The following is a 20,377-nucleotide window of genomic DNA, read 5'->3' on the forward strand; positions in this document are numbered from 1 at the left end:
TCAGTCCAGGCTCGTTGACGGTTGCCCCTGCCAGTAGGCGCGGGCCGTGGCGACGTCCGCTTCGATCGCCGCCTTGAGGGCCTCCAGAGAGGCGAATTTCTGTTCGTCGCGGACCTTCTGCACGAAGGTCACGCTGAGGTGGCGGCCATAGAGGTCGCCGGCAAAGTCCAGCAGATGGATCTCCAGGTGCGGACGACCATCGCCCTGCACCGTCGGCCGCTGGCCGATATTGGCCACGCCCGGCACCACCCGCCCATCGATCAGGCTGCTGACCAGATAGACGCCGCGCAGCGGCGGTCGACGCCGCTTGAGCTGGACGTTGGCCGTGGGCCAGCCCAGCTGACGCGCCAGCTTCTGGCCGTGCAAGACCCGTCCCGAGAGGCTGTAGGGCCGGCCCAGCATGCGCGCGGCCAGGGCCAGATCGCCGTCGGCCAGGGCCTGGCGGATCAGGGTACTGCTCACCCGCAGGCCGTCCAGCTCGACGGTGGTGGCGGCTTCCAGGGTGAAGCCGTGGTCGCGGGCAGCCAGGTTCAGGTAGGTGAAGTCGCCGGCGCGGTCGCAGCCGAAGCGGAAATCGTCACCGATCTCCAGGTGTTTCACCCCCAGGCCTTCCACCAGCACCTGCTGGACGAAGGCCTCGGCAGACAACTCGCGCAGCCGCCGATTGAAGTTCAGGCAGAGCACGTTGTCGACGCCCAGGCGCGCGAAGCATTCCAGCTTCTCGCGCAGGCGGGTCAGACGCACCGGCGCGATATCGGGCAGGAAGAATTCCCGCGGCTGAGGTTCGAAGATCACCACGCAACTGGGCACCCCGAGCTCCGCCGCCCGCTCACGCAGCCGCGCGAGGATGGCCTGGTGCCCCAGGTGAACCCCGTCGAAGTTGCCAATGGTGGCAACGCAGCCCTTGGGAAAGGCGTCGAGATGATGGAGACCACGAAACAGCTGCATGGGTAGGTATTGCTCAGAAATTAATCGATTATATCCGGATGCCCGCCGCGAGGACAGGCGCACACCCGGCCTTGTGCAATCACAGCACCGCGCGCCGATTGAAGTCGCGCACGCGGAAGCCGAGCAGGAAGAGACTGGCGAAATAGGCCAGCACCCCCGCCGCGACCAGCCCGCCCAGACGCAAGAGGCGCTGCCACATCAGTCCTTCGCTCCAGCTGGGCAACAGCTGCATCAGGCCGACCAGGACGGCGGTCATCACCGCCACCGCGATCAGCAGTCGCAGCAGGAAGCCTGTCCAGCCTGCCTGGGGGATGAACAGGTTATGGCGGCGCAGTTGCCAGAATAAAAGGCCGGCGTTGAGACAGGCCGCCAGGCCTATGGCCAGGGCCAGGCCGACATGCTGCAGCGGACCGATCAGGATCAGGTTGAGCACCTGGGTCACCGCCAGGGTGAAGAGCGCGATCTTCACCGGGGTCTTGATGTTCTGCTGGGCATAGAAGCCCGGCGCCAGCACCTTGACCAGGATGATGCCGAGCAGCCCCACGGCATAGGCGACCAGTGCCCGCTGGGTCATCAGGGCGTCATGGGCATCGAAACGGCCGTACTGGAACAGCGAGACGGTCAGAGGCTCGGACAGCAGCGCCAAGGCCGCCGAGCAAGGCAGCACCAGCAGGAAGCACAGTCGCAGGCCCCAGTCGAGCAGCCGGGAGTATTCCTGGCGATCGGCCTTGGCGTAGGTGCGCGACAGCGCCGGCAGCAGGATGGTCCCCAGCGCCACGCCGAGCACCCCCGAGGGCAGCTCCATCAGGCGATCGGCGTAGTACATCCAGGACACCGAGCCGGCCGCCAGGAAGGAGGCGAAGATGGTGTTGATGATCAGCGAAATCTGGCTGACCGAGACCCCGAGGATCGCCGGCCCCATCTGCTTCATGACCCGCCAGACGCCGCTGTCACGCAGATTCAGTCGCGGCAGCACCAGCATGCCGATGCGCTTGAGATGCGGCAGCTGATAGAGGAACTGCGCCAGGCCACCCACCAGGGTCGCCCAGGCCATGGCCATGATCGGCGGATCGAAATAGGGGGTCAGGAACAGCGCGAAGACGATCATGCTGACGTTGAGCAGGGTCGGCACGAAGGCCGGCACGCTGAACCTGTTCCAGGTGTTGAGCACGGCCCCGGCCAGGGACGCCAGGGAGATCAGCAGGATGTAGGGAAAGGTCACCCGCAGCAGGCTGGAGGTGAGGGCGAATTTCTCCGGGGTATCGGCGAAACCTGGCGCGGTGATCCAGATCACCAGGGGAGCAGCCAGCATGCCCAGCAGCGTGACCACCGCCAGCACCAGGGTCAGCAGGCCACTGACGTAGGCCAGAAAGGTGCGGGTGGCCTCCTCGCCCTGCTGGGCCTTGTACTCGGCGAGGATGGGGACGAACGCCTGGGAAAAAGCCCCTTCGGCGAAGATGCGGCGCAGCAGGTTGGGCAGCTTGAAGGCGACGAAAAAGGCGTCGGTGGCCATGCCGGCGCCAAAGGTGCGGGCGACGATGGTGTCGCGCACGAAACCCAGCACGCGGGACAGCATGGTCATGGAGCTGACGGCGGCCAGGGACTTGAGCAGATTCATGGCAGGGAGAGGACTCGGTGAACGCAGCGGGACGTGACAGAGGATGCGCGTGAGCGCAGTCGCGCGATGGGCACAAGCGATCGAGTGTAACGAGGCCCTTCATCGGCGACCAGCCGGATATCCATCCAGACAGCCTTGACAGGCGCCGCCAGGGACGTCAAGATTCGCGACCTTAATTTAGCTCTGTACTTGCTACAGAGTTCGCTCTGTACCCAATACAGTCTTTTTCGAAGGAGCTCCACGGTGGCTAACTCCCCCTCCGCCAAAAAACGCGCCAAACAGGCTGAGAAGCGTCGCAGCCACAATGCGAGCCTGCGCTCCATGGTGCGTACCTACATCAAGAACGTCGTCAAGGCGATCGAAGCCAAGGACCTGGAAAAAGCCAAGTCCGCTTATGTTGCTGCCGTTCCGGTCATCGACCGCATGGCCGACAAGGGCATCATCGACAAGAACAAGGCCGCTCGTCACAAGAGCCGCCTGAACGCTCACATCAAGGCCCTGGCTACCCCCGCCGCTGCCTGATAAGCGTTCAAGTAAAAAACCGGCTTCGGCCGGTTTTTTATTGCCTGGGATTCGGGAATCCAACGCCTCCGGAGAGGCGCCAGGATCGACGATCGTCAGACCAGGACGAGGTTGTCCCGGTGAATCAGCTCGGGCTCGTAGACATAGCCCAGCTCAACCACGATGGCATCCGAAGGCCGCCCCAGGATGCGCTGCGCCTCGGTCGCACTGTAGTTGACCAGGCCACGCGCCACCTCGCGCCCGTCCGGACCGACGCAGGCAACCATCTCGCCGCGCCGGAAGTTGCCTTCCAGCGCTCGCACGCCCACCGGCAGCAGACTGCGATGACCGCCCACCAGGGCCTCCACCGCACCGGCATCCAGGCGCAGGGTGCCACGCACCTGCAGATGCCCCGCCAGCCACTGCTTGCGCGCCGCCACCAGGCCACGCTCGGGTGACAGCAGGGTACCCAGCTGTTCGCCCCGCTGCAGGCGACTGAGCACCTGCTGGATCCGCCCGCCGACGATGACGGTATAGGCGCCGGAGCGCGCCGCCAGACGCGCAGCACGCAGCTTGGTCTGCATGCCGCCACGCCCCAGGACACCGCCGGTACCGCCGGCGACCAGATCCAGGGCCGGATCGTCGGCGCGCGCCTCGCTGATGAGACTGGCGTCGGGATTGTTGCGCGGATCGGCATCGAACATGCCATCGCGATCGGTGAGGATGACCAGCAGATCGGCTTCGACCAGGTTGGCCACAAGGGCAGCCAGGGTGTCGTTGTCGCCGAAGCGGATCTCGTCGGTGACGACGGTATCGTTCTCGTTGATCACCGGCACCACACCCAGGCTCACCAGGGTGCGCAGGGTGCTGCGGGCATTGAGGTAGCGCTTGCGATCGGACAGGTCGTCATGGGTGAGCAGGATCTGCGCGGTCTGCACCTGATGCTCGGCGAAACTGGATTCCCAGGCCTGCACCAGCCCCATCTGCCCTACCGCCGCGGCCGCCTGCAACTCGTTGATGGCGGTCGGACGCTGCGCCCAGCCGAGCCGACTCATACCGGCCGCCACCGCACCCGAGGACACCAGCACCAGCTCGATGCCCGCCTGGTGCAGGGCCACCATCTGCTCGACCCAGCCAGCCATGGCCCCGCCATCCAGACAACGCCCGTCGTCGGTCAGCAGGGCACTACCGATCTTCACTACCCAGCGCTGGGCGCCAGACACCTGATCACGCATGGGCAAGCTCCTTTCTTACCGTACGTAGAAGATTTCCGGACCGTCGCCGTCGTCTTCGTCATCATCGAAGTCGTCGTCTTCGTCCACCGCCTTGACGCCCGAACGGCGCAGGGCCCGCTGGTCGTCCAGCGCCTGCAGACGCGCCCGCGCCTCGTCCTCGATGCGCTGATCGAGTTCTTCCAGCGCCTCGGCATAGGCCGGGTCCTCGGCGAGACGCAGGGTCCGCTCGTCGAGATACTGCATGATGGCCTGACAGAGCTGCTCGGTGCCTTCCCGCTCCAGGGCGGAGATGACGAAGACCGGACCCTGCCAGTCCAGACGCTCGACCACCGCCTTGAGGCGCTCTTCGCGCTCGTCATCGAGCAACTGGTCGGCCTTGTTCAGCACCAGCCAGCGGTCACGCTCGCCCAGCGCCGGGCTGAACTTGGTCAGCTCGTTGATGATGGTCTCGGCAGCCTCGGCCGGATCGCTTTCATCCAGGGGCGCCATGTCGACGAGGTGCAGCAGCAAGCGGGTCCGCGCCAGGTGCTTGAGGAAGCGGATTCCCAGGCCGGCGCCTTCGGACGCTCCTTCGATCAGCCCCGGGATGTCGGCGACCACGAAGCTCTTGAAGCGCCCCACGCTGACCACGCCCAGGTTGGGCACCAAGGTGGTGAAGGGATAGTCCGCGACCTTGGGCTTGGCAGCCGAGACCGCGCGGATGAAGGTGCTCTTGCCGGCATTGGGCAGGCCGAGCAGACCGATGTCCGCCAGCACCTTGAGCTCCAGCTTGAGATCGCGCTCTTCGCCGGGTTTGCCCGGGGTGGTCTGCCGCGGTGCGCGGTTGGTACTGGACTTGAACCGGGTGTTGCCCAGGCCGTGCCAGCCGCCCTGGACGACGCGGATGCGCTGACCGGGCTGGGTCAGGTCACCGATGATCTCCTGGGTCGCCGCATCGATCACCGTGGTGCCCACGGGGACCGGCAGCACCAGGTCTTCACCCTTGGCGCCGGTGCACTCGGTGCTCCCGCCCTTCTCACCGTTCTGCGCGGTGAAACGTCGGGTGTAACGGTAATCGACCAGGGTGTTCAGGTTGATGTCGGCTTCGAGCCAGATCGACCCGCCATCGCCGCCGTCACCGCCATTGGGACCACCCTTCTCGATGAATTTCTCCCGGCGGAAACTCATCATGCCGTTGCCGCCGTCACCCGCTTTTACGTGTATGGATACTTCATCGACGAATTTCATCTGGACCTCCCGCGCTCGCGGGCCGCTGCAAACAAGGAAATAGCTTAGCTACAAACGAAAAAGCCCCGTCGGGTAGACAGGGCTTTTCTTTCGTCACGGGCCTTAGGCGGCGGCGACGATGCTCACGTAACGACGGCCGAAGGCGCCCTTCACGTCGAACTTGATCACGCCGTCCACTTTCGCGAACAGGGTGTGATCCTTGCCGAGGCCCACGCCGTAACCGGCATGGTACTGGGTGCCGCGCTGACGCACGATGATGTTGCCGGCCTTGACGACCTGGCCGCCGTACAGCTTCACGCCAAGGCGTTTGCTTTCGGAATCGCGACCGTTACGAGTAGAACCACCCGCTTTTTTGTGTGCCATGAGTCAATTCTCCGTTAGAGGCGAGATCAGGCCTGGATGCCAGTGATCTTGATTTCGGTGAACCACTGACGGTGGCCCTGACGCTTCATGTGATGCTTACGACGACGGAATTTGATGATGGTGACCTTGTCGTGACGGCCCTGGGCGGTCACTTCGGCGGTCACTTTGGCACCATCAACGACCGGCAGACCGATCTTGACGTCGTCACCGTTGCCAACCAGCAGAACCTGGTCGAAGGTGACGGTTTCACCGGTGGCGATGTCGAGCTTCTCGACCTTCAGGTATTCGCCTTCGGCGACCTTGTATTGCTTGCCACCGGTAACGATAACTGCGTAGGACATGGTAAATCTCCGTTAAACCTGCTCACCCGGTGCTTTATAGGAGGTATCGTCGACCGGCATGGCTGCACGGGACCGGAAGGACCACCGCGCAATTGCGTAAGACAGGGGGTTAACCCTAGGAATGTTCAGGGCCCGCGATTCTACGCAAGCCGGGGCCGGGAGGCAAGAGCCGCCCGCCCGCGCCTTGACAGCCCCCCACCCCACCCCTAGCATGCCGCGCAACCTCGTTCAGCGGCCATGCCGGGCCGGTGCCCAGCCGAATCGGCATGAGCGGCGAGCCGCGGGAGCGCGATGGCAATCCCTGGGCATGGCACTTGTGCCGGTCCCTAGGGCATAGTCTGGCGGTCATGCGCCATCCGGCCGCTTGAATATTGCCCGGACCTCCAGTGGACACCTCTCAATGACGCAGCAATCCCAGTCCTTCTATCGCGTGGTGACGGACGATTTCGCCGCCGTAGACGGCATCATCCGCCAGCAGCTGACCTCGCGCGTGCCGCTGGTCGAGAAGATTGGCGACTACATCGTCTCCGCGGGTGGCAAGCGCCTGCGTCCGCTGCTGGTCCTGCTGGCCGGCAAGGCGCTCGGGCGCGCCGATCACGATCTGCAACTGCTGGCGGCGACCATCGAATTCCTGCACACCTCCACCCTGCTGCACGACGATGTCGTCGATGCCTCGGGAATGCGCCGTGGTCGCTCCACCGCCAACGCCCTCTGGGGCAACGCCCCCAGCGTCCTGGTGGGCGATTTCCTCTATGCCCGCTCCTTCGAGATGATGGTGGCGCTCGGCTCCATGGAAGTGATGCGCATCATCTCCCAGGCCACCCGCGTCATCGCCGAGGGCGAGGTGCTTCAGCTGTCGAAGATCCGCGACGCCAGCACCACCGAAGAGATCTACATGGAAGTCATCCGCGGCAAGACCGCCATGCTCTTCGAAGCCTCCACCCACAGCGCGGCGATCCTGGCCGGCGCCAGCGCCGAACAGGCCGACGCCCTGCGCCGCTATGGCGATCATCTGGGCGTGGCCTTCCAGCTGGTCGACGACCTGCTCGACTACCAGGGCGACGCCGTCGCGTTGGGCAAGAACGTCGGTGACGATCTGGCCGAGGGCAAGCCGACCCTGCCGCTGATCGTGACCATGCGCGAAGGCACTGCCGAACAGGCCGCCCTGGTACGCCAGGCGATCCGCCAGGGCGGCAGCCAGGACCTGGAAGGCGTGCGCGCCGCCGTCGAAGCCGCTGGCGCCCTCGACTACACCGCACGCAAGGCCCAGGAATTCGCCGAGCGGGCGATCGCCTGCCTGGACGCCCTGCCCGCCAGCGAATATCGCGATGCCCTGGCCGACCTGGGTCGCTTCTCGGTGGCCCGTACCCACTGACGCCTGCACCGTTCGATCAAGCCCGCCGTCGCCAGACCGCGGGCTTTTTCATGTCCGACCAAAAAAGTCAGGTAATCCCTTGCTATTTATTGAATAAGAATTATTCTCATAAATAGCACAGCAGGAGCCCTTGCCATGACTTATCTAATCGACGCCTGGCTGGACCGGCCGCACCCCTATCTGCGCATCCTCAACCGGGAAACCGGCAAGGTCTGCGCGGAGCTGGACGAGACGGCCCTGGAAGAACTCAAGGACCTGGGCGAGCTGGATCTGCACAGCCTCACCTCCAGCGAGCCGCGGGTGGTGAAGGAGCAGATCCGCCAGGTCTTCCTGTTCAGCTACGCCCTGGCGCTGCGCCCGGACAACGAGGCGCTGCGCCTGGACTGCTAGCCTCAGAGGACGTCGAGCAGCTCGACGTCGAACACCAGCACGCTGTGCGGCGGGATGCCGCCGACGCCCTGGGCGCCATAGGCCAGTTCGCTGGGCACATGCAAGCGCCACTTGCTGCCGGCAGGCATCAGTTGCAGGGCTTCGGTCCAGCCGGCGATCACGCCGCCCACCGGAAACTCGGCCGGCTGGCCGCGCTGGTAGGAGCTGTCGAACACGCTGCCGTCGATGAGGGTGCCGTGGTAGTGGGTGCGCACCTGGTCTTCACGGGTCGGCGTGGCGCCCTCCCCCTGGGTGAGCACCTCGTATTGCAGACCGGACGGCAGCACCACGACGCCAGGGCGCTCGGCATTGGCCTTGAGGTAGTCGACGCCTTCCTGGGCCGCCGCAGCAGCCTTGGCCTGGGCTTCCGCCTGCATGCGCTCGCGGATGACGCGGAAGCTGGCGTTCAGCGACTCGACGTCCACCCGGGAATCCTGGCCGTCGAAGGCCTCGGTCAGGCCGGCGAGCACGGCCGCCAGTTGCATGCCGGGGACCGGATTCTGGCGCAGCTGATCGCCCAGCTGGCGGCCGATGCCGTAGCTGACGCGGGCTTCGTCGGTGTCGAGCAGGATGTCGTTCATAGCAGCCTTTCCATCGTGAAAAAAGGAGCCGAGCCTAGCACATCAGGGTCCCGGCTCGCCGCCGAGGCTGCCGCGCTGCCGCGCTGCCGCGCTGCCGGCGACAGCGCTCGGAGCAATAGCGCACCTCGTCCCAATTGCGCTCCCATTTCTTGCGCCAGGCGAAGGGCCGCTGGCAGACCGGACAGACCTTGGTGGGCAGATCGCCCTTCTTCATAGGGATTCTCCCGCGTCGAGACGCGCCAGCAGGGTTTCGCCACGCTGCCAGAGGGCCTGCTGGCGCTCCGGGGCCTGGCGATCGAGATTGCGATAGAGATTGAGCATGCGCGGATAGTGGGCGAAACGCTCGCGATGGCGGATCAGGAAGTGCCAGTAGAGGGCATTGAAGGGACAGGCCCTGTCGCCTAGCGCTTCCGTGACCTGATAGTGGCAGCCCTTGCAGTAGTCGGACTGGCGACGGATGTACTGGCCGCTGGCGCAATAGGGCTTGCTCGCCAGATAGCCGCCGTCGGCATGCATCACCATGGCCTGGGTATTGGGCAGCTCGACCCACTCGAAGGCATCCAGGTAGACCGCCAGATACCACTGGCCGATGGCCTGGGGCGCGATGCCGGCCAGCAGGGTGAAGTTGCCGGTGACCATCAGCCGCTGGATATGGTGCGCATAGCCCAGCGCCAGGGTCTGGCCGATGGCCTCGCGCATACAGGCCATGCGGGTATCGCCGGTCCAGTAGAACTCCGGCAGCGCCCGGGTATTGCCCAGTGCATTGAGCTCACGGTATTCGGGCATGCGCAGCCAATAGACGCCATGGACGTACTCTCGCCAGCCGATCAGCTGACGCAGGAAGCCCTCGGCACTGTTGAGCGGCACCCTGCCCTCGCGATAGGCGGCATCCACGTCGGCGCAGAGCTGACGCAGGTCCAGCAGCCCGATATTGAGCGCCGCACTGATCCGGGCGTGATGCAGATAGGGCTCGCCACGGGCCATGGCGTCCTGATAGCTGCCGAAGTCGCGCAAGCCCGTGCCCAGGAAGTGCTGCCAGAGGCGCTCGGCATCCGCCCGGGTCACCGGATAGTCGAAGCCTTCCAGCCGGCCATAGTGATGAGCGAAGCGCTGCCCGACCAGCTCGAGCACGTCCCGGGTACAGGCATCGGGCGGACAGCTGAAGGGCTCGGGAACAGGCTGGTCTTCAGGCAGCGCCTTGCGATTGTCCTTGTCCAGATTCCAGACGCCACCGCAAGGCTCGTCTGGTCCCGCCATCAGCCAGCCGTGTCGCCTGCGCATGCCGCGGTAGAAGGCCTCCATGCGCAGCTCGGTGCGCGACCCGGCCCAGCGGGCAAAGGCGGCGCGACTGCAGAGGAATCTGTCATCGCCATGCCAGCGTACCGGTATCGCCAGGTCCAGCGCCCGCAGCGCCTGCTCCAGTCGCCACTCGCCGGTCTCGGTCAGCCGAATCTCACGCGCGCCCGTCGTCTTTGCCCAGAACGCGATCTCGGCCGGCAGCGAGCCCTGGTTGTCGGGGTCGTCCAGGGTGCGATAGAGAACCCGGAAGCCGCGCGCGCGCATCTCGCTGGCGAAGTGGCGCATGGCGCTGAAGATCAGGGCGATCTTGCGCGGATGATGAGGGACATAGCTGGCTTCGCCCATCACTTCGGCGAGCAGCAGCACGTCCTGCGCGGGATCGGCGTCGCGCAGGGAGGCCAGGCGAGGCGAAAGCTGATCGCCGAAGACCGGCAGCAGGCGCCGAACGGCGCCTTCGCTCAAGAGGCGTTCCGGTAGTTCAGCGGGATCTTCAGGGGTTCGGCCGAGCGTGGCGCCATGCCGACCATCTCGTCGTAGGCACTGTGCTGGATGAGAAAGCACGGGAGTGCCGGCAGATCGGCCAGCAGGCGGCGGGCCTGGGCGGCCGAGCCCAGCCGGTAGAAATGCCCATCCCGTCCGGTCAGGCGCGTGCGACCGCTCTGGGTGAGCACCTCGAGCACATAGAAACCGCCCTCGATGGAAAGCAGATTGAGTTCACGAACCTCACCGGCCTGGGCGCGCTGGGTCAATTCCGGCAATTGCATGGAAACCTCCGGGTCGAGATCGACGCCGGGGATGGCGTCGATAGGCAGCTGGGAGCCTTCGACAACCTAGGACAAGCAAGCGCAGCGGTGCAATCCACAAAGCGTAAGCGAAAGCTGCCGGCGGCAGACGAGTGGCCGCCCGGCCCATCAGTGCTTGGTCAGGCGATCCAGATAGCCCATGGCAAAGGCCGAGACCACGAACACCAGATGGATGATCACGTACCACTTGAGGTACTCGGGATTGGTGTTCTGGGCATCCATGAAGATGCGCAAGAGGTGAATCGAAGAAATGGCGACGATGGACGCGGCCACCTTGTTCTTCAGCGAGCCCGAATCCATCTTGCCCAGCCAGCTGAGCTTTTCCGAGCCCTCGTCGATATCCAGCTGGGAGACGAAATTCTCGTAGCCGGAAATCATCACCATCACCAGCAGGCCACCCACCAGCGCCATGTCGATCAGCGACAGCACCAGGAGGATCAGCTCGGCCTCGGTGGATTCGAAGATGTGCGGCAGGACGTGGAAGACTTCCTGAAAGAACTTGAGCGCCAGCAGGACCAGGGCCAGGGACAGACCTAGATAGATGGGTGCCAGCAGCCAGCGGGAGGCGTAAAGGGCTTTTTCGATCAGACGTTCCATGCAGACTCGCTCGGATTACCAGGGCCGGGCGAGTATACCGGGGCGGTGCAGGCGGACCAATGCGGCAGGTTGTACCTGACTCAGGCGTCGGGGCCGACTTGGAAACGCACCTGCTGATGGGCACGCTCGCCATTCATCTTGCGCAGTTCGCTCTGCATGTGCAGGCGCCAGATCTGGGTCTCTTCGACCTGGATATAGCCCTGCTCGACCAGGTTCTCGGCGATGGCGGTCATGACGCCTTCGGCCGCCTTGGGACCATGGAAAGGTCCCTGGGCCTTGATGGCGGTGGGCTGCTGACCGTTCAGGCCGGCGGCGCACAACAGGGTCCACAGGCCCTGCTCCTGACCGAGCGGCTTGATTTCGCATTCGATACGGGTGACGAGGCCCAGGCAGGGACGGATCAGGGTAATGGTGCGGGACATGGCGTCATCCTCTCGAAGCGCTCAATGCTCGCCGGTCCTAGGCCAGAGGTATCCACAAAGGCTGTGGACAACCCTGTTGGTCAACAGGGGGCAAGCGGGTCTGGGCGCCGTGCTACTTGGGCTGCGGCACCTTGTACAAAATCCGACCTGCCCCCTGGACCTCAGTTCTCCGCCGCTTGGTTGTTTTTCCCTTTTGCCTTGGAGTTATCACTGAGTTTGTCGGCCAGTTCATCTTCCAGCTCGAGCTCGGCGATTTCCTTGAGACGCTGCACCACGCGCGCATTGACGCTGCCGTCGGGGAAGCGACCCTTGGCATCCGGCGCCCCGGCGGGCTCGCCCACCAGCAGCGACAGGGCCTCGTCCGCCTGACGTACGGCATAGACATGGAACAGCCCCGCGCGGACCGCTTCCAGCACGGTTTCGTCGAGCATCAGGTTGGTGACGTTGGCACGCGGGATGATCACCCCCTGCTCGCCGGTCAGGCCACGGGCCTGGCAGAGACGGAAGAAGCCTTCGATCTTCTCGTTCACGCCCCCGACCGGCTGCACCTCGCCGAACTGGTTGATGGAGCCGGTGATGGCGAAGCACTGCTTGAGCGGGGTGCGCGACAGCGCCGAGATCAGGGTGCAGGCCTCGCCGAGGGAGGCGCTGTCGCCATCGACATAGCCATAGGACTGCTCCAGGGCGATGCTGGCCGAGATCGACAGCGGGAATTCCTGGGCATAGCGACTGCCCAGGTAGCCGGTCAGGATCATCACCCCCTTGGAGTGGATCGGCTGACCCAGGCTGACTTCGCGCTCGATATCGAGGATGCCGCTGGCGCCCGGGTAGACGGTGGCGGAGATGCGCGCCGGCATGCCAAAGGCGGAGTCGGCGACCTCCAGTACGGTGAGGCCGTTGCACTTGCCCACCGCCGCGCCCTGGGTGTCGATGAGGATCAGCCCGGTGAGCATGTCGTCCAGCACCCGGGCGCAGACGCGACCAGTGCGGGTCTCCTTGGCCTTGAGCGCGCGCTCGACATGGCCCTTGTCGGTCCGCTCGTCGCCCGCCAGGTGGCGAATGAAGTCGGCTTCGCTGACCAGCTGGAACAGATCGCCGATACGCGCCGACAGCCGCCCCTGGTGTTCGGCTAGGCGGGCGCTGTAGGTGGCCAGGCGGGCCACGGCCGCCGAGGTCAGGGGCGCCATGCCCTCCTCCGAGGTACGCGTCTTGAGCAGCTGGGCGAACTGCTCCAGGCTCTCGTCGCGCAGCGGCAGTTCTTCGTCGAAGTCCACCAGCACCCGGAACATCTCCTGGAAGTCCGAATCCAGCTCCTGCAGGGTGTAGTAGATGTTGCGCGAGCCGATGATGATGACCTTGAGCTGCAGCGGGATCTGCTGCGGCGCCAGGCTCATGGCGGTGAGCCGCCCCAGCTCGGCCAGTGGCGATTCCATCTTCAGCTGACGCGAATGCAGGGCGCGCTTGAGCGCGTCCCAGACGAAGGGCTCGGTCAGCAGCTTGTCCGCCTCGACGATGAGGAAGCCGCCATTGGCGCGGTGCAGCGCCCCCGGGCGCAGCTGGCGATAGTTGGTGTAGAGCGCGCCCTGATCGGACTGGTACTCGATGCGCCCGAAGAGGTTGTCGTAGGTCGGGTGGGACTCGAACACCACCGGTGCACCGCCGGTGACGTGGTGACCGATGATCAGATTGGGTTCGTACTGCTCGCGCAATTCCTTGCGTCGCTGCATGTCGGGCTTGGCGTCGTCGGCCAGCTGCTCGACCACCGTCTTGAGCAGATCCACCTGCATGGCCTGCAGGTAGGCGCAGACCCCGGGATTGTCGTTGTACTTCTCCGACAGCGGCGCCAGCAGCGGCTGCAGGGCCTGGATGATGGTGTCTTCATTCAGGGCACGCAGCTGGTTGCTCGATTCGCGCCGCCACTGCGGCAGGCTGGCCAGCTCTTCGTTGAGGCGCTCTTCCAGGCTGGAGATGTCGGCGTGGAAACGCTCGCGCTCGGCCTCGGGCAGCTGGGCGAAGTCGGCCTCATCCAGCGCCTTGCCCTCCTTCATCGGGGTGAAGGCGACATTGTTGGCATCGCGATAGAGGGCGATCTCCTTTTCCAAGGCGAGCTTTTCCACCACGTCCAGCGCCTGGTCGTAGCGCTGGTTGAAGGCGCGCTCGATGGCGCTCTTCTTCTGCTGGAAGGCCGGGTGCTCGAACACCGCCGGAAAAGTCGCCAGCAGGTTGTCGATGAAATGCGCCATGTCGGCCACGAAAGCCTCGCCTTCACCAGGCGGCAACTCCAGGGCGCCCGGGGCGCGGGGCTCTTCGAAGTGATTCAGGTAGACCCAGTCGTTGGGCGTCGGTTGGCGCTTGGCCTCGGCCTTGAGATAGCGCTGGACGAAGGAGAAGCGACCGGTGCCCGGCTCGCCCATGACAAAGACGTTGTAGCCGGGCCGCGGCATGGCCACCCCGAACTGCAGGGCTTCCACCGCGCGTTCCTGACCGAGGATGCCGCGGAAGGGTTCGAGCTGATCGGTATCGGCAAAGGAGAATTGTTCGGGAGCGAAGGGGCGGGTCAGCTCATCGGGAGCGAGCCGGAGACCGGCCGCGACGGGATCGTGCATCGTAAGTCCTTGTCAGGCATGCAAGCAGTGTCCGCATTCTGCGACCGGGATGACAGCCGAAGCAAGGCAAGCGGCGCACCCCTGCGCATTTAAGCGCAGCGGTGCGCGGGGTTAGCGCAACGTCTGTCGGTATTTTCCGGCGCCCGCGTTTTTTGACGAAATTCTCACCAGACGCCTACTAAGCTCTCTACATGGGGATCAGGCGTAGGATCCCGTGAGGAGGCCCCATGGCTGGCTCTCGTCGTTTCATTCCGCTGTTGTTTCTGCTGTCCGCGCTCGCGGCCTGCACCAGCTATCACGACCAGTTGATCGCCAAGGGCTATCCGCCGGCCTATGCCGACGGCTTCAGCGACGGCTGCCAGACCGGCAAGCAGGCGGTCAACGGGATAGGTTACGAGCACAAGGACGCCCGTCGCTTCGCCGCGGAAAAGCCCTATCAGCTGGGCTGGGACGCGGGCTATGCGCAATGCGTGCAGGTGGCCCAGCGCGAAGAGCAGCAGCGGTTCCTGGACCAGGTCCGGGAAAATCGCGAAGGCGCCGAACAACTGCACCTGCGCTCCAAAACACGTTGAGGTCGTAGCCAACCTTGCGGCGCGGATAGGATGACCTATGCTGGCGGGCCCGCTTGTCGAGCCCTGCCGATGTCTGTCCGTTCGCCGCTGTTCGCCGTTGCCCTGCTGCTGGTCGCCATGACCTCGATCCAGACCAGCGCCAGCCTGGCCAAGACCCTGTTCCTGCGTCTCGACCCGGTGGGCGTCACCACCCTGCGATTGATCTTCGCCGCGCTGGTCCTGCTGCTCGTGCTGCGCCCCTGGCGCAACTTTCGCCGCGAGGCGCTGGGCAGTCTGCTGGGCTATGGCATCGCCATGGGCGTGATGAACCTGACCATCTACCTGGCCATGCAGCGGCTCCCGATCGGCATCGCCGTCGGCCTGGAATTCGTCGGCCCCCTGGTGGTGGCACTATGCGCCCTGCGCCGCTGGCTGGACCTGCTGTGGATCGTGCTGGTGGTGGCCGGCCTGGCGGTACTCCTGCCGTTCGGCCACAACGCCTCGGCGCTGGATCCACTGGGCACCGCTCTGGCCCTGGGCGCCGGTGCCTGCTGGGCGCTGTACATTGTGCTGGGCAAGCGCGCGGGAGCGGTGCACGGCACCGGCACGGTAGCCTTTGGCGCGACCATCGGCGCCCTGGTGATCCTGCCCATCGGCATCGCCCACAGCGGCAGCAATCTCTTGCAACCGGAAATCTGGCCACTGGCACTGGCCCTGGCGCTGATGTCCACGGCCATTCCCTACGCCCTGGAGATGGTGGTGCTGACCCGCCTGCCGGCGTCCACCTTCGGCACCCTGATGAGTCTGGAGCCCGCGCTGGGCGCTCTCTCCGGCTGGGTGTTCCTCGGCGAAATCCTGGGCATCTCCCAGTGGTTTGCCCTCGCCTGCATCATCGTCGCGTCCATCGGCGCCACCTGGAGCAGCCGCCTGACCCCGGAGCAAACGCCGCTCTAGGCACTCTATAGCGAGGCGAATCCTCACGCGGAGTACCGACGATGATCTATCTGATAATGGGCGTCTCGGGCAGTGGCAAGACCACCCTGGGCGAACTCCTGGCCAGCCGGCTTGGCTGTCGTTTCGACGATGCCGACACCTTTCACAGCCAGGCCAACAAGGACAAGATGGCCAAGGGTATCGCCCTCACCGACGAGGATCGCTGGCCCTGGCTGGACGCCATCCACGATGCCATGCAGCAGGCGCAGGCCGAGGGCACCACCCGGGTGTTCGCCTGCTCGGCGCTGAAAAAGATCTATCGCGACCGCCTGCTGAGCGGCCTCGAAGGGGTCCGCCTGCTGTTTCTCAAGGGCTCGCCGGAGCTCCTGGCCGAGCGCATCGGCAGTCGCCGCGGACACTTCTTCGATCCCAAGCTCCTGCAGAGCCAGCTCGATACCCTGGAGGCGCCCGATCACCTGGAAGCCCAGGTGCTGGACGTGCGCAAGTCGCCGGAGCAGCTGGTGGACGAGGTGCTGGCGTCTGGCCACGGCGCCTGAGCGCTGCGGCCAGCGCTTCAGACCGCGACGGGCGCCTTGATGTGCGGATGGGCCTGGTAGCCTTCCAGCTCGAAATCCTCGAAGCGGAAGGCGAACAGGTCGGTGACCGCCGGATTGAGCTTCATGGTCGGCAGCGGCAGTGGCTCGCGGGTCAGCTGCAGATCGGTCTGCTCCAGGTGATTGGCATAGAGATGGCAATCACCGCCGGTCCAGATGAATTCGCCCGGCTGCAGCCCGGTGACTTGGGCCACCATCAGGGTCAGCAGCGCATAGCTGGCGATGTTGAAGGGCACGCCGAGGAAGATGTCGGCGGAGCGCTGATACAGCTGGCAGCTCAGGCGACCATCGGCGACATAGAACTGGAAGAGCGCATGGCACGGCGGCAGCGCCATCTCGTCCACCAGGGCCGGATTCCAGGCCGAGACGATCAGGCGGCGCGAGTCGGGCTTGGCGCGGATCATGTCCACCACCCCGGCGATCTGGTCGATATGGCGACCATCGGGTGCCGGCCAGCTGCGCCACTGGTAGCCGTAGACCGGACCCAGCTCGCCATTCTCGTCGGCCCATTCGTCCCAGATGGACACGCCATTGTCCTTCAGGTAGCGGATATTGGTCTCGCCCTGCAGGAACCACAGCAGTTCATGGATGATGGATCTCAGATGGCACTTCTTGGTGGTGACCAGGGGAAAGCCCTCGGCCAGGTCGAATCTCATCTGGTAGCCGAAGACGCTGTAGGTCCCGGTGCCGGTGCGGTCGCTCTTGAAGGTGCCGTGTTCGCGCACGTGGCGCATCAGGTCGAGGTACTGTTTCATGGCGGAAGCGCTACCTGGCAAAAGGCAAATGGTATCAAATCGTGCCCCGTTGCAGCGGTCGCACTTGTCGCAGGCTTGATCATCGGACATAAAAAAGCGGCCCTGAGGCCGCCCTTTTCTTCCCGTCCTCAGCTGTTGGCTGGCGGCGCCGTGAGGGTCGCCGTTTCGCGCTCGCGCTGGGTGATCTCCGAGGCCGTGGCATCCATGGCTTCCTGCAGCCCCTGCAGGCGCTTCTTCTCGGCGCGGCGGGTGAAGTACCAGGCGAAGAAGGTGAACAGCGAGACCGCCAGCAGGATCAGGCTGGCGATGGCGTTGATCTCCGGCTTCACACCCAGGCGCACCGCCGAGAACACCTCCATCGGCAGGGTGGTCGAGCCGGGGCCCGACACGAAACTCGCCAGCACCAGGTCGTCCAGCGACAGGGCGAAGGACATCATGCCGCCCGCCGCCAGCGACGGCGCGATCATGGGAATGGTGATCAGCAGGAACACCTTCCACGGCCGGGCGCCCAGGTCCATGGCCGCCTCTTCGATGGACAGGTCCAGTTCGCGCAGCCGCGCCGACACCACTACCGCCACATAGGACGAGCAGAAGCTGGTGTGGGCAATCCAGATGGTGGTCACGCCGCGATCCTGCGGCCAGCCGATCAGCTGGGCCATGGAGACGAACAGCAGCAGCAATGACAGACCGGTGATCACCTCGGGCATCACCAGCGGCGCCGTGACCATGCCGCCGAAGACGGTGCGGCCGCGGAAGCGCGGGATGCGGGTCAGCACGAAGGCCGCCAGGGTTCCGAGGATCACCGAGGAGATGGCCGTGTAGAAGGCGATCTCCAGGGAGCGGAACACCGCGCTCATCAGCTGGCTGTTGTCCAGCAGCCCGACGTACCACTTCACCGACCAACCACCCCAGACGGTCACCAGGCGCGACTCGTTGAAGGAGTAGATGACCAGGATGACCATCGGCAGGTAGATGAACAGCAGTCCGAGCACCAGCATCAGGTTGGTGAACTTGAGGCCTCTCATAGCTTGCCCTCCAGTTCCTTGGCTCGGCTCCAGATTGGAGAGCCGGTTGAACAGCACGATGGGCACAGAGCGGCTTTCTGGCTCACAGCTTGCCCTCCAGTTCCTTGGCTTGGTTTCTGTTGAACAGCACGATGGGCACGATGAGGATCAGCAGCATCACCACCGCCAGGGCGGACGCCACCGGCCAGTCACGGTTGTTGAAGAATTCCTGCCAGAGCACGCGGCCGATCATCAGGGTCTCCGGGCCACCCAGCAGCTCGGGAATGACGAACTCGCCCACCGCCGGAATGAACACCAGCATGCAGCCGGCGATGATGCCGTTCTTGGACAGCGGCACGGTGATCTTCCAGAAGCTGGTGAAGCGACTGGCGCCCAGGTCGCCGGCGGCTTCCAGCAGGGTCAGGTCATGCTTCACCAGGTTGGCGAACAGCGGCAGGATCATGAACGGCAGATAGGAATAGACGATCCCCAGGTACACCGCGAAGTTGGTGTTGAGCATCTGCAGCGGACTGCTGATGATCCCCAGATTCATCAGGAAGCTGTTGATCAGACCGTTGGTGGACAGCAGCCCCATCCAGGCATAGACGCGGATGAGAATGGCGGTCCAGGTCGGCATCATGATCAGCAGCAGCAGGACCGTCTGCTTCTCGCGACTGGCCCGGGCGATGGCATAGGCCATGGGATAGCCGATCAGCAGGCAGATCAGGGTGCTGATGCCGGCCATCTTCAGCGAACCGAGATAGGCATCCAGATACAGCGGATCGTCGGCGAACATCAGGTAGTTGCCGAAGTTGAGCGCGATATCCAGTTGCTGGTCGGCGTAGCTGAACAGCTCGGTGTAGGGCGGGATGGCCACGTCCGCCAGCGAGAAGCTGATCTTGAGCACGATCAGGAACGGCAGCAGGAAGAACAGGAACAGCCAGACGAAGGGCACGCCGATGGTCAGGCGGCGGCCATCGAGCAGGCGCTTGAGCAAGGGAGGTCTGGTCATGCTTGCAGTACCACGCCGCTGTCGTCTTCCCAGTACACCACCACGGCGTCGTCCCAGGTGGGTCGCTTGCCGAGGCGCTCGGCGTTGGCGATGAAGCACTGGACCAGATGGCCGGAGGCCAGGCGCACGTAGTACACCGAGTGACCGCCCAGGTAGGCGATGTCCTGCACGGTGCCGCTGCACCAGTTGTAGTCGGGATGCTCGTGATCCGCCGGCAGGCTGGTGCCCATCAGCAGCTTTTCGGGACGCAGGGCGAAGGTGACCTGCTTTTCCTGAGCCCGGGTACTGATGCCGTGGCCGATGTAGATCGGCCGTTCCAGTTGCGGACTCTGGATGATGGCGTGGTCGGCACCGTCGTCGGTCAGCTCGCCGTCGAAGACGTTGACGCTGCCGATGAACTCGCAGACCAGCCGGCTCGCCGGGGTCTCGTAGATGTCCATCGGGCTGCCCACCTGGGCGATCCAGCCCAGGTGCATGATGGCGATGCGCTCGGCCATGGTCATGGCCTCTTCCTGGTCGTGGGTCACCATCACGCAGGTCACGCCCACGCGCTCGATGATCTCCACCAGCTCCAGCTGCATCTGCGAGCGCAGCTTCTTGTCCAGCGCGCCCATGGGCTCGTCGAGCAGCAGCAGCTTGGGTCGCTTGGCCAGGGAGCGCGCCAGGGCCACGCGCTGGCGCTGGCCACCGGAGAGCTGGTGCGGCTTGCGCTTGGCGTACTGGGTCATGTGCACCAGCTTGAGCATCTCGGCCACGCGGGCCTCGATCTCGGCCCTGGGCAGCTTGTCCTGCTTGAGCCCGAAGGCGATGTTCTGCTCCACGCTCATGTGCGGGAACAGCGCATAGGACTGGAACATCATGTTGATCGGCCGCTCGTAGGGCGGCATGTCGGTGATGTCCACGCCATCGAGGAAGATGCGCCCTTCGCTCGGCCGTTCGAAACCGGCCAGCATGCGCAGCAGGGTTGACTTGCCCGAACCCGAGCCGCCGAGCAGGGCGAAGATCTCGCCCTTGTTGATGGTCAGGGAGACGTCGTCGACAGCGACGGTTTCGTCGAACTTCTTGGTGACCCGGTCGATCTTGACCAGGACTTCCTTGGCTTTCTTGTCGCCGGTGGCGGCTTTCTTGAAGGCACTGGTGGCGGTCGCCATGTACATCTCCCC

The 20,377-nt window shown here is 64.8% G+C and carries 23 protein-coding genes; 6 read left to right on the plus strand and 17 right to left on the minus strand.

Going from position 1 to position 20,377, the window contains the following annotated elements; genetic code table 11:
* Both ribF and murJ read right to left on the minus strand, forming a co-directional pair.
* Window positions 1–948, minus strand: coding sequence for a bifunctional riboflavin kinase/FAD synthetase (gene ribF / locus QKY98_RS00505; RefSeq protein WP_007160797.1), 948 nt, complete (start codon window positions 946–948; stop codon window positions 1–3).
* A gap of 79 nt (window positions 949–1,027) precedes the next feature.
* Complete coding sequence (murJ, locus tag QKY98_RS00510) at window positions 1,028–2,566, minus strand: murein biosynthesis integral membrane protein MurJ (RefSeq protein WP_027600860.1); 1,539 nt, start codon at window positions 2,564–2,566, stop codon at window positions 1,028–1,030.
* 243 nt (window positions 2,567–2,809) lie between these two features.
* On the opposite strand from murJ, the gene rpsT reads away from it, so the two are divergent.
* On the plus strand, window positions 2,810–3,088 hold the full coding sequence (rpsT, locus tag QKY98_RS00515; protein ID WP_007160795.1) for a 30S ribosomal protein S20: 279 nt from the start codon (window positions 2,810–2,812) through the stop codon (window positions 3,086–3,088).
* Between the two features lie 95 nt (window positions 3,089–3,183).
* Here rpsT and proB read toward each other — a convergent pair whose 3' ends face one another.
* The 4 genes from proB to rplU form a co-directional block, all read right to left on the minus strand.
* Window positions 3,184–4,302: a glutamate 5-kinase gene (gene proB / locus QKY98_RS00520; RefSeq protein ID WP_284670151.1), complete on the minus strand. Its 1,119-nt coding sequence runs from the start codon at window positions 4,300–4,302 to the stop codon at window positions 3,184–3,186.
* Between the two features lie 15 nt (window positions 4,303–4,317).
* Window positions 4,318–5,529, minus strand: a complete 1,212-nt coding sequence (gene cgtA / locus QKY98_RS00525) for an Obg family GTPase CgtA (protein WP_042137070.1) — start codon at window positions 5,527–5,529, stop codon at window positions 4,318–4,320.
* A 102-nt stretch (window positions 5,530–5,631) separates the two neighbouring features.
* Entirely contained in the window at window positions 5,632–5,892 is a 261-nt protein-coding gene (rpmA, locus tag QKY98_RS00530) for a 50S ribosomal protein L27 (RefSeq protein ID WP_007160792.1), read from the minus strand.
* A 26-nt stretch (window positions 5,893–5,918) separates the two neighbouring features.
* Entirely contained in the window at window positions 5,919–6,233 is a 315-nt protein-coding gene (gene rplU, locus QKY98_RS00535; RefSeq protein ID WP_007160791.1) for a 50S ribosomal protein L21, read from the minus strand.
* 400 nt (window positions 6,234–6,633) lie between these two features.
* Between rplU and QKY98_RS00540 the strand changes: the two genes are divergently transcribed.
* Together QKY98_RS00540 and QKY98_RS00545 are read left to right on the plus strand one after the other, a co-directional pair.
* A complete protein-coding gene (locus QKY98_RS00540) occupies window positions 6,634–7,608 on the plus strand; it encodes a polyprenyl synthetase family protein (protein ID WP_027600172.1) in 975 nt (324 codons plus the stop codon).
* A 135-nt stretch (window positions 7,609–7,743) separates the two neighbouring features.
* On the plus strand, window positions 7,744–7,998 hold the full coding sequence (locus tag QKY98_RS00545) for a PA4570 family protein (RefSeq protein ID WP_007160789.1): 255 nt from the start codon (window positions 7,744–7,746) through the stop codon (window positions 7,996–7,998).
* Between the two features lie 2 nt (window positions 7,999–8,000).
* On the opposite strand, the gene bamJ is transcribed toward QKY98_RS00545, so the two are convergent.
* The 7 genes from bamJ to QKY98_RS00580 form a co-directional block, all read right to left on the minus strand.
* The gene (gene bamJ / locus QKY98_RS00550; protein WP_017640861.1) at window positions 8,001–8,618 is read right to left on the minus strand and encodes a BamJ family beta-barrel-assembly machinery protein; all 618 of its coding nucleotides are present in this window, start codon (window positions 8,616–8,618) and stop codon (window positions 8,001–8,003) included.
* 34 nt (window positions 8,619–8,652) lie between these two features.
* Window positions 8,653–8,832, minus strand: a complete 180-nt coding sequence (locus tag QKY98_RS00555; RefSeq protein ID WP_284670152.1) for a DUF2256 domain-containing protein — start codon at window positions 8,830–8,832, stop codon at window positions 8,653–8,655.
* Entirely contained in the window at window positions 8,829–10,379 is a 1,551-nt protein-coding gene (locus tag QKY98_RS00560) for a cryptochrome/photolyase family protein (protein WP_284670153.1), read from the minus strand. Before QKY98_RS00560 ends, QKY98_RS00555 begins: the two co-directional genes overlap by 4 nt.
* Entirely contained in the window at window positions 10,376–10,681 is a 306-nt protein-coding gene (locus QKY98_RS00565) for a DUF6482 family protein (protein WP_027600864.1), read from the minus strand. Before QKY98_RS00565 ends, QKY98_RS00560 begins: the two co-directional genes overlap by 4 nt.
* A gap of 147 nt (window positions 10,682–10,828) precedes the next feature.
* The gene (locus tag QKY98_RS00570) at window positions 10,829–11,317 is read right to left on the minus strand and encodes a TIGR00645 family protein (protein WP_017640865.1); all 489 of its coding nucleotides are present in this window, start codon (window positions 11,315–11,317) and stop codon (window positions 10,829–10,831) included.
* Window positions 11,318–11,397: 80 nt separating this feature from the next.
* Entirely contained in the window at window positions 11,398–11,739 is a 342-nt protein-coding gene (locus QKY98_RS00575; RefSeq protein WP_007160783.1) for a PA4575 family protein, read from the minus strand.
* A gap of 161 nt (window positions 11,740–11,900) precedes the next feature.
* Window positions 11,901–14,345, minus strand: coding sequence for a Lon protease family protein (locus QKY98_RS00580; protein WP_027600169.1), 2,445 nt, complete (start codon window positions 14,343–14,345; stop codon window positions 11,901–11,903).
* 227 nt (window positions 14,346–14,572) lie between these two features.
* Here QKY98_RS00580 and QKY98_RS00585 point away from each other — a divergent pair, with 227 nt between their 5' ends.
* The 3 genes from QKY98_RS00585 (at window position 14,573) to QKY98_RS00595 (ending at window position 16,386) form a co-directional block, all read left to right on the plus strand.
* Window positions 14,573–14,917, plus strand: coding sequence for a hypothetical protein (locus QKY98_RS00585; protein WP_284670154.1), 345 nt, complete (start codon window positions 14,573–14,575; stop codon window positions 14,915–14,917).
* 69 nt (window positions 14,918–14,986) lie between these two features.
* Window positions 14,987–15,850 carry an EamA family transporter gene (locus tag QKY98_RS00590; RefSeq protein ID WP_144961733.1) on the plus strand — a complete coding sequence of 288 codons (864 nt, stop codon included), beginning with the start codon at window positions 14,987–14,989 and terminating at the stop codon, window positions 15,848–15,850.
* A 41-nt stretch (window positions 15,851–15,891) separates the two neighbouring features.
* Window positions 15,892–16,386, plus strand: a complete 495-nt coding sequence (locus QKY98_RS00595) for a gluconokinase (RefSeq protein WP_108582514.1) — start codon at window positions 15,892–15,894, stop codon at window positions 16,384–16,386.
* Between the two features lie 17 nt (window positions 16,387–16,403).
* Here the strand turns inward: QKY98_RS00595 and QKY98_RS00600 are convergent, their stop codons facing one another.
* The 4 genes from QKY98_RS00600 to potA all read right to left on the minus strand — a co-directional run bounded on the left by QKY98_RS00600 (window position 16,404) and on the right by potA (window position 20,365).
* Entirely contained in the window at window positions 16,404–17,198 is a 795-nt protein-coding gene (locus tag QKY98_RS00600) for a thymidylate synthase (protein WP_027600165.1), read from the minus strand.
* A gap of 128 nt (window positions 17,199–17,326) precedes the next feature.
* Entirely contained in the window at window positions 17,327–18,223 is an 897-nt protein-coding gene (locus QKY98_RS00605) for an ABC transporter permease subunit (protein ID WP_044341586.1), read from the minus strand.
* An 82-nt stretch (window positions 18,224–18,305) separates the two neighbouring features.
* Complete coding sequence (locus QKY98_RS00610) at window positions 18,306–19,214, minus strand: ABC transporter permease subunit (protein ID WP_037006730.1); 909 nt, start codon at window positions 19,212–19,214, stop codon at window positions 18,306–18,308.
* Entirely contained in the window at window positions 19,211–20,365 is a 1,155-nt protein-coding gene (gene potA / locus QKY98_RS00615) for a polyamine ABC transporter ATP-binding protein (RefSeq protein ID WP_027600163.1), read from the minus strand. Before potA ends, QKY98_RS00610 begins: the two co-directional genes overlap by 4 nt.
* Between the last annotated feature and the right edge of the window lie 12 nt (window positions 20,366–20,377).

Source organism: Pseudomonas sp. HR1, from assembly GCF_030175875.1.
Lineage (GTDB): Bacteria > Pseudomonadota > Gammaproteobacteria > Pseudomonadales > Pseudomonadaceae > Chryseomonas > Chryseomonas oryzihabitans.

Excerpts from the sequence above, each read along its gene's own strand:
- ribF (WP_007160797.1), bottom strand. The coding sequence starts at position 948 with ATGCAGCTGTTTCGTGGTCTCCATCATCTCGACGCCTTTCCCAAGGGC.
- murJ (WP_027600860.1), bottom strand. The coding sequence starts at position 2,566 with ATGAATCTGCTCAAGTCCCTGGCCGCCGTCAGCTCCATGACCATGCTG.
- proB (WP_284670151.1), bottom strand. The coding sequence starts at position 4,302 with ATGCGTGATCAGGTGTCTGGCGCCCAGCGCTGGGTAGTGAAGATCGGT.
- cgtA (WP_042137070.1), bottom strand. The coding sequence starts at position 5,529 with ATGAAATTCGTCGATGAAGTATCCATACACGTAAAAGCGGGTGACGGC.
- rpmA (WP_007160792.1), bottom strand. The coding sequence starts at position 5,892 with ATGGCACACAAAAAAGCGGGTGGTTCTACTCGTAACGGTCGCGATTCC.
- rplU (WP_007160791.1), bottom strand. The coding sequence starts at position 6,233 with ATGTCCTACGCAGTTATCGTTACCGGTGGCAAGCAATACAAGGTCGCC.
- QKY98_RS00540 (WP_027600172.1), top strand. The coding sequence starts at position 6,634 with ATGACGCAGCAATCCCAGTCCTTCTATCGCGTGGTGACGGACGATTTC.
- QKY98_RS00545 (WP_007160789.1), top strand. The coding sequence starts at position 7,744 with ATGACTTATCTAATCGACGCCTGGCTGGACCGGCCGCACCCCTATCTG.
- bamJ (WP_017640861.1), bottom strand. The coding sequence starts at position 8,618 with ATGAACGACATCCTGCTCGACACCGACGAAGCCCGCGTCAGCTACGGC.
- QKY98_RS00555 (WP_284670152.1), bottom strand. The coding sequence starts at position 8,832 with ATGAAGAAGGGCGATCTGCCCACCAAGGTCTGTCCGGTCTGCCAGCGG.
- QKY98_RS00565 (WP_027600864.1), bottom strand. The coding sequence starts at position 10,681 with ATGCAATTGCCGGAATTGACCCAGCGCGCCCAGGCCGGTGAGGTTCGT.
- QKY98_RS00570 (WP_017640865.1), bottom strand. The coding sequence starts at position 11,317 with ATGGAACGTCTGATCGAAAAAGCCCTTTACGCCTCCCGCTGGCTGCTG.
- QKY98_RS00575 (WP_007160783.1), bottom strand. The coding sequence starts at position 11,739 with ATGTCCCGCACCATTACCCTGATCCGTCCCTGCCTGGGCCTCGTCACC.
- QKY98_RS00580 (WP_027600169.1), bottom strand. The coding sequence starts at position 14,345 with ATGCACGATCCCGTCGCGGCCGGTCTCCGGCTCGCTCCCGATGAGCTG.
- QKY98_RS00585 (WP_284670154.1), top strand. The coding sequence starts at position 14,573 with ATGGCTGGCTCTCGTCGTTTCATTCCGCTGTTGTTTCTGCTGTCCGCG.
- QKY98_RS00590 (WP_144961733.1), top strand. The coding sequence starts at position 14,987 with ATGTCTGTCCGTTCGCCGCTGTTCGCCGTTGCCCTGCTGCTGGTCGCC.
- QKY98_RS00595 (WP_108582514.1), top strand. The coding sequence starts at position 15,892 with ATGATCTATCTGATAATGGGCGTCTCGGGCAGTGGCAAGACCACCCTG.
- QKY98_RS00600 (WP_027600165.1), bottom strand. The coding sequence starts at position 17,198 with ATGAAACAGTACCTCGACCTGATGCGCCACGTGCGCGAACACGGCACC.
- QKY98_RS00605 (WP_044341586.1), bottom strand. The coding sequence starts at position 18,223 with ATGAGAGGCCTCAAGTTCACCAACCTGATGCTGGTGCTCGGACTGCTG.
- QKY98_RS00610 (WP_037006730.1), bottom strand. The coding sequence starts at position 19,214 with ATGACCAGACCTCCCTTGCTCAAGCGCCTGCTCGATGGCCGCCGCCTG.
- potA (WP_027600163.1), bottom strand. The coding sequence starts at position 20,365 with ATGGCGACCGCCACCAGTGCCTTCAAGAAAGCCGCCACCGGCGACAAG.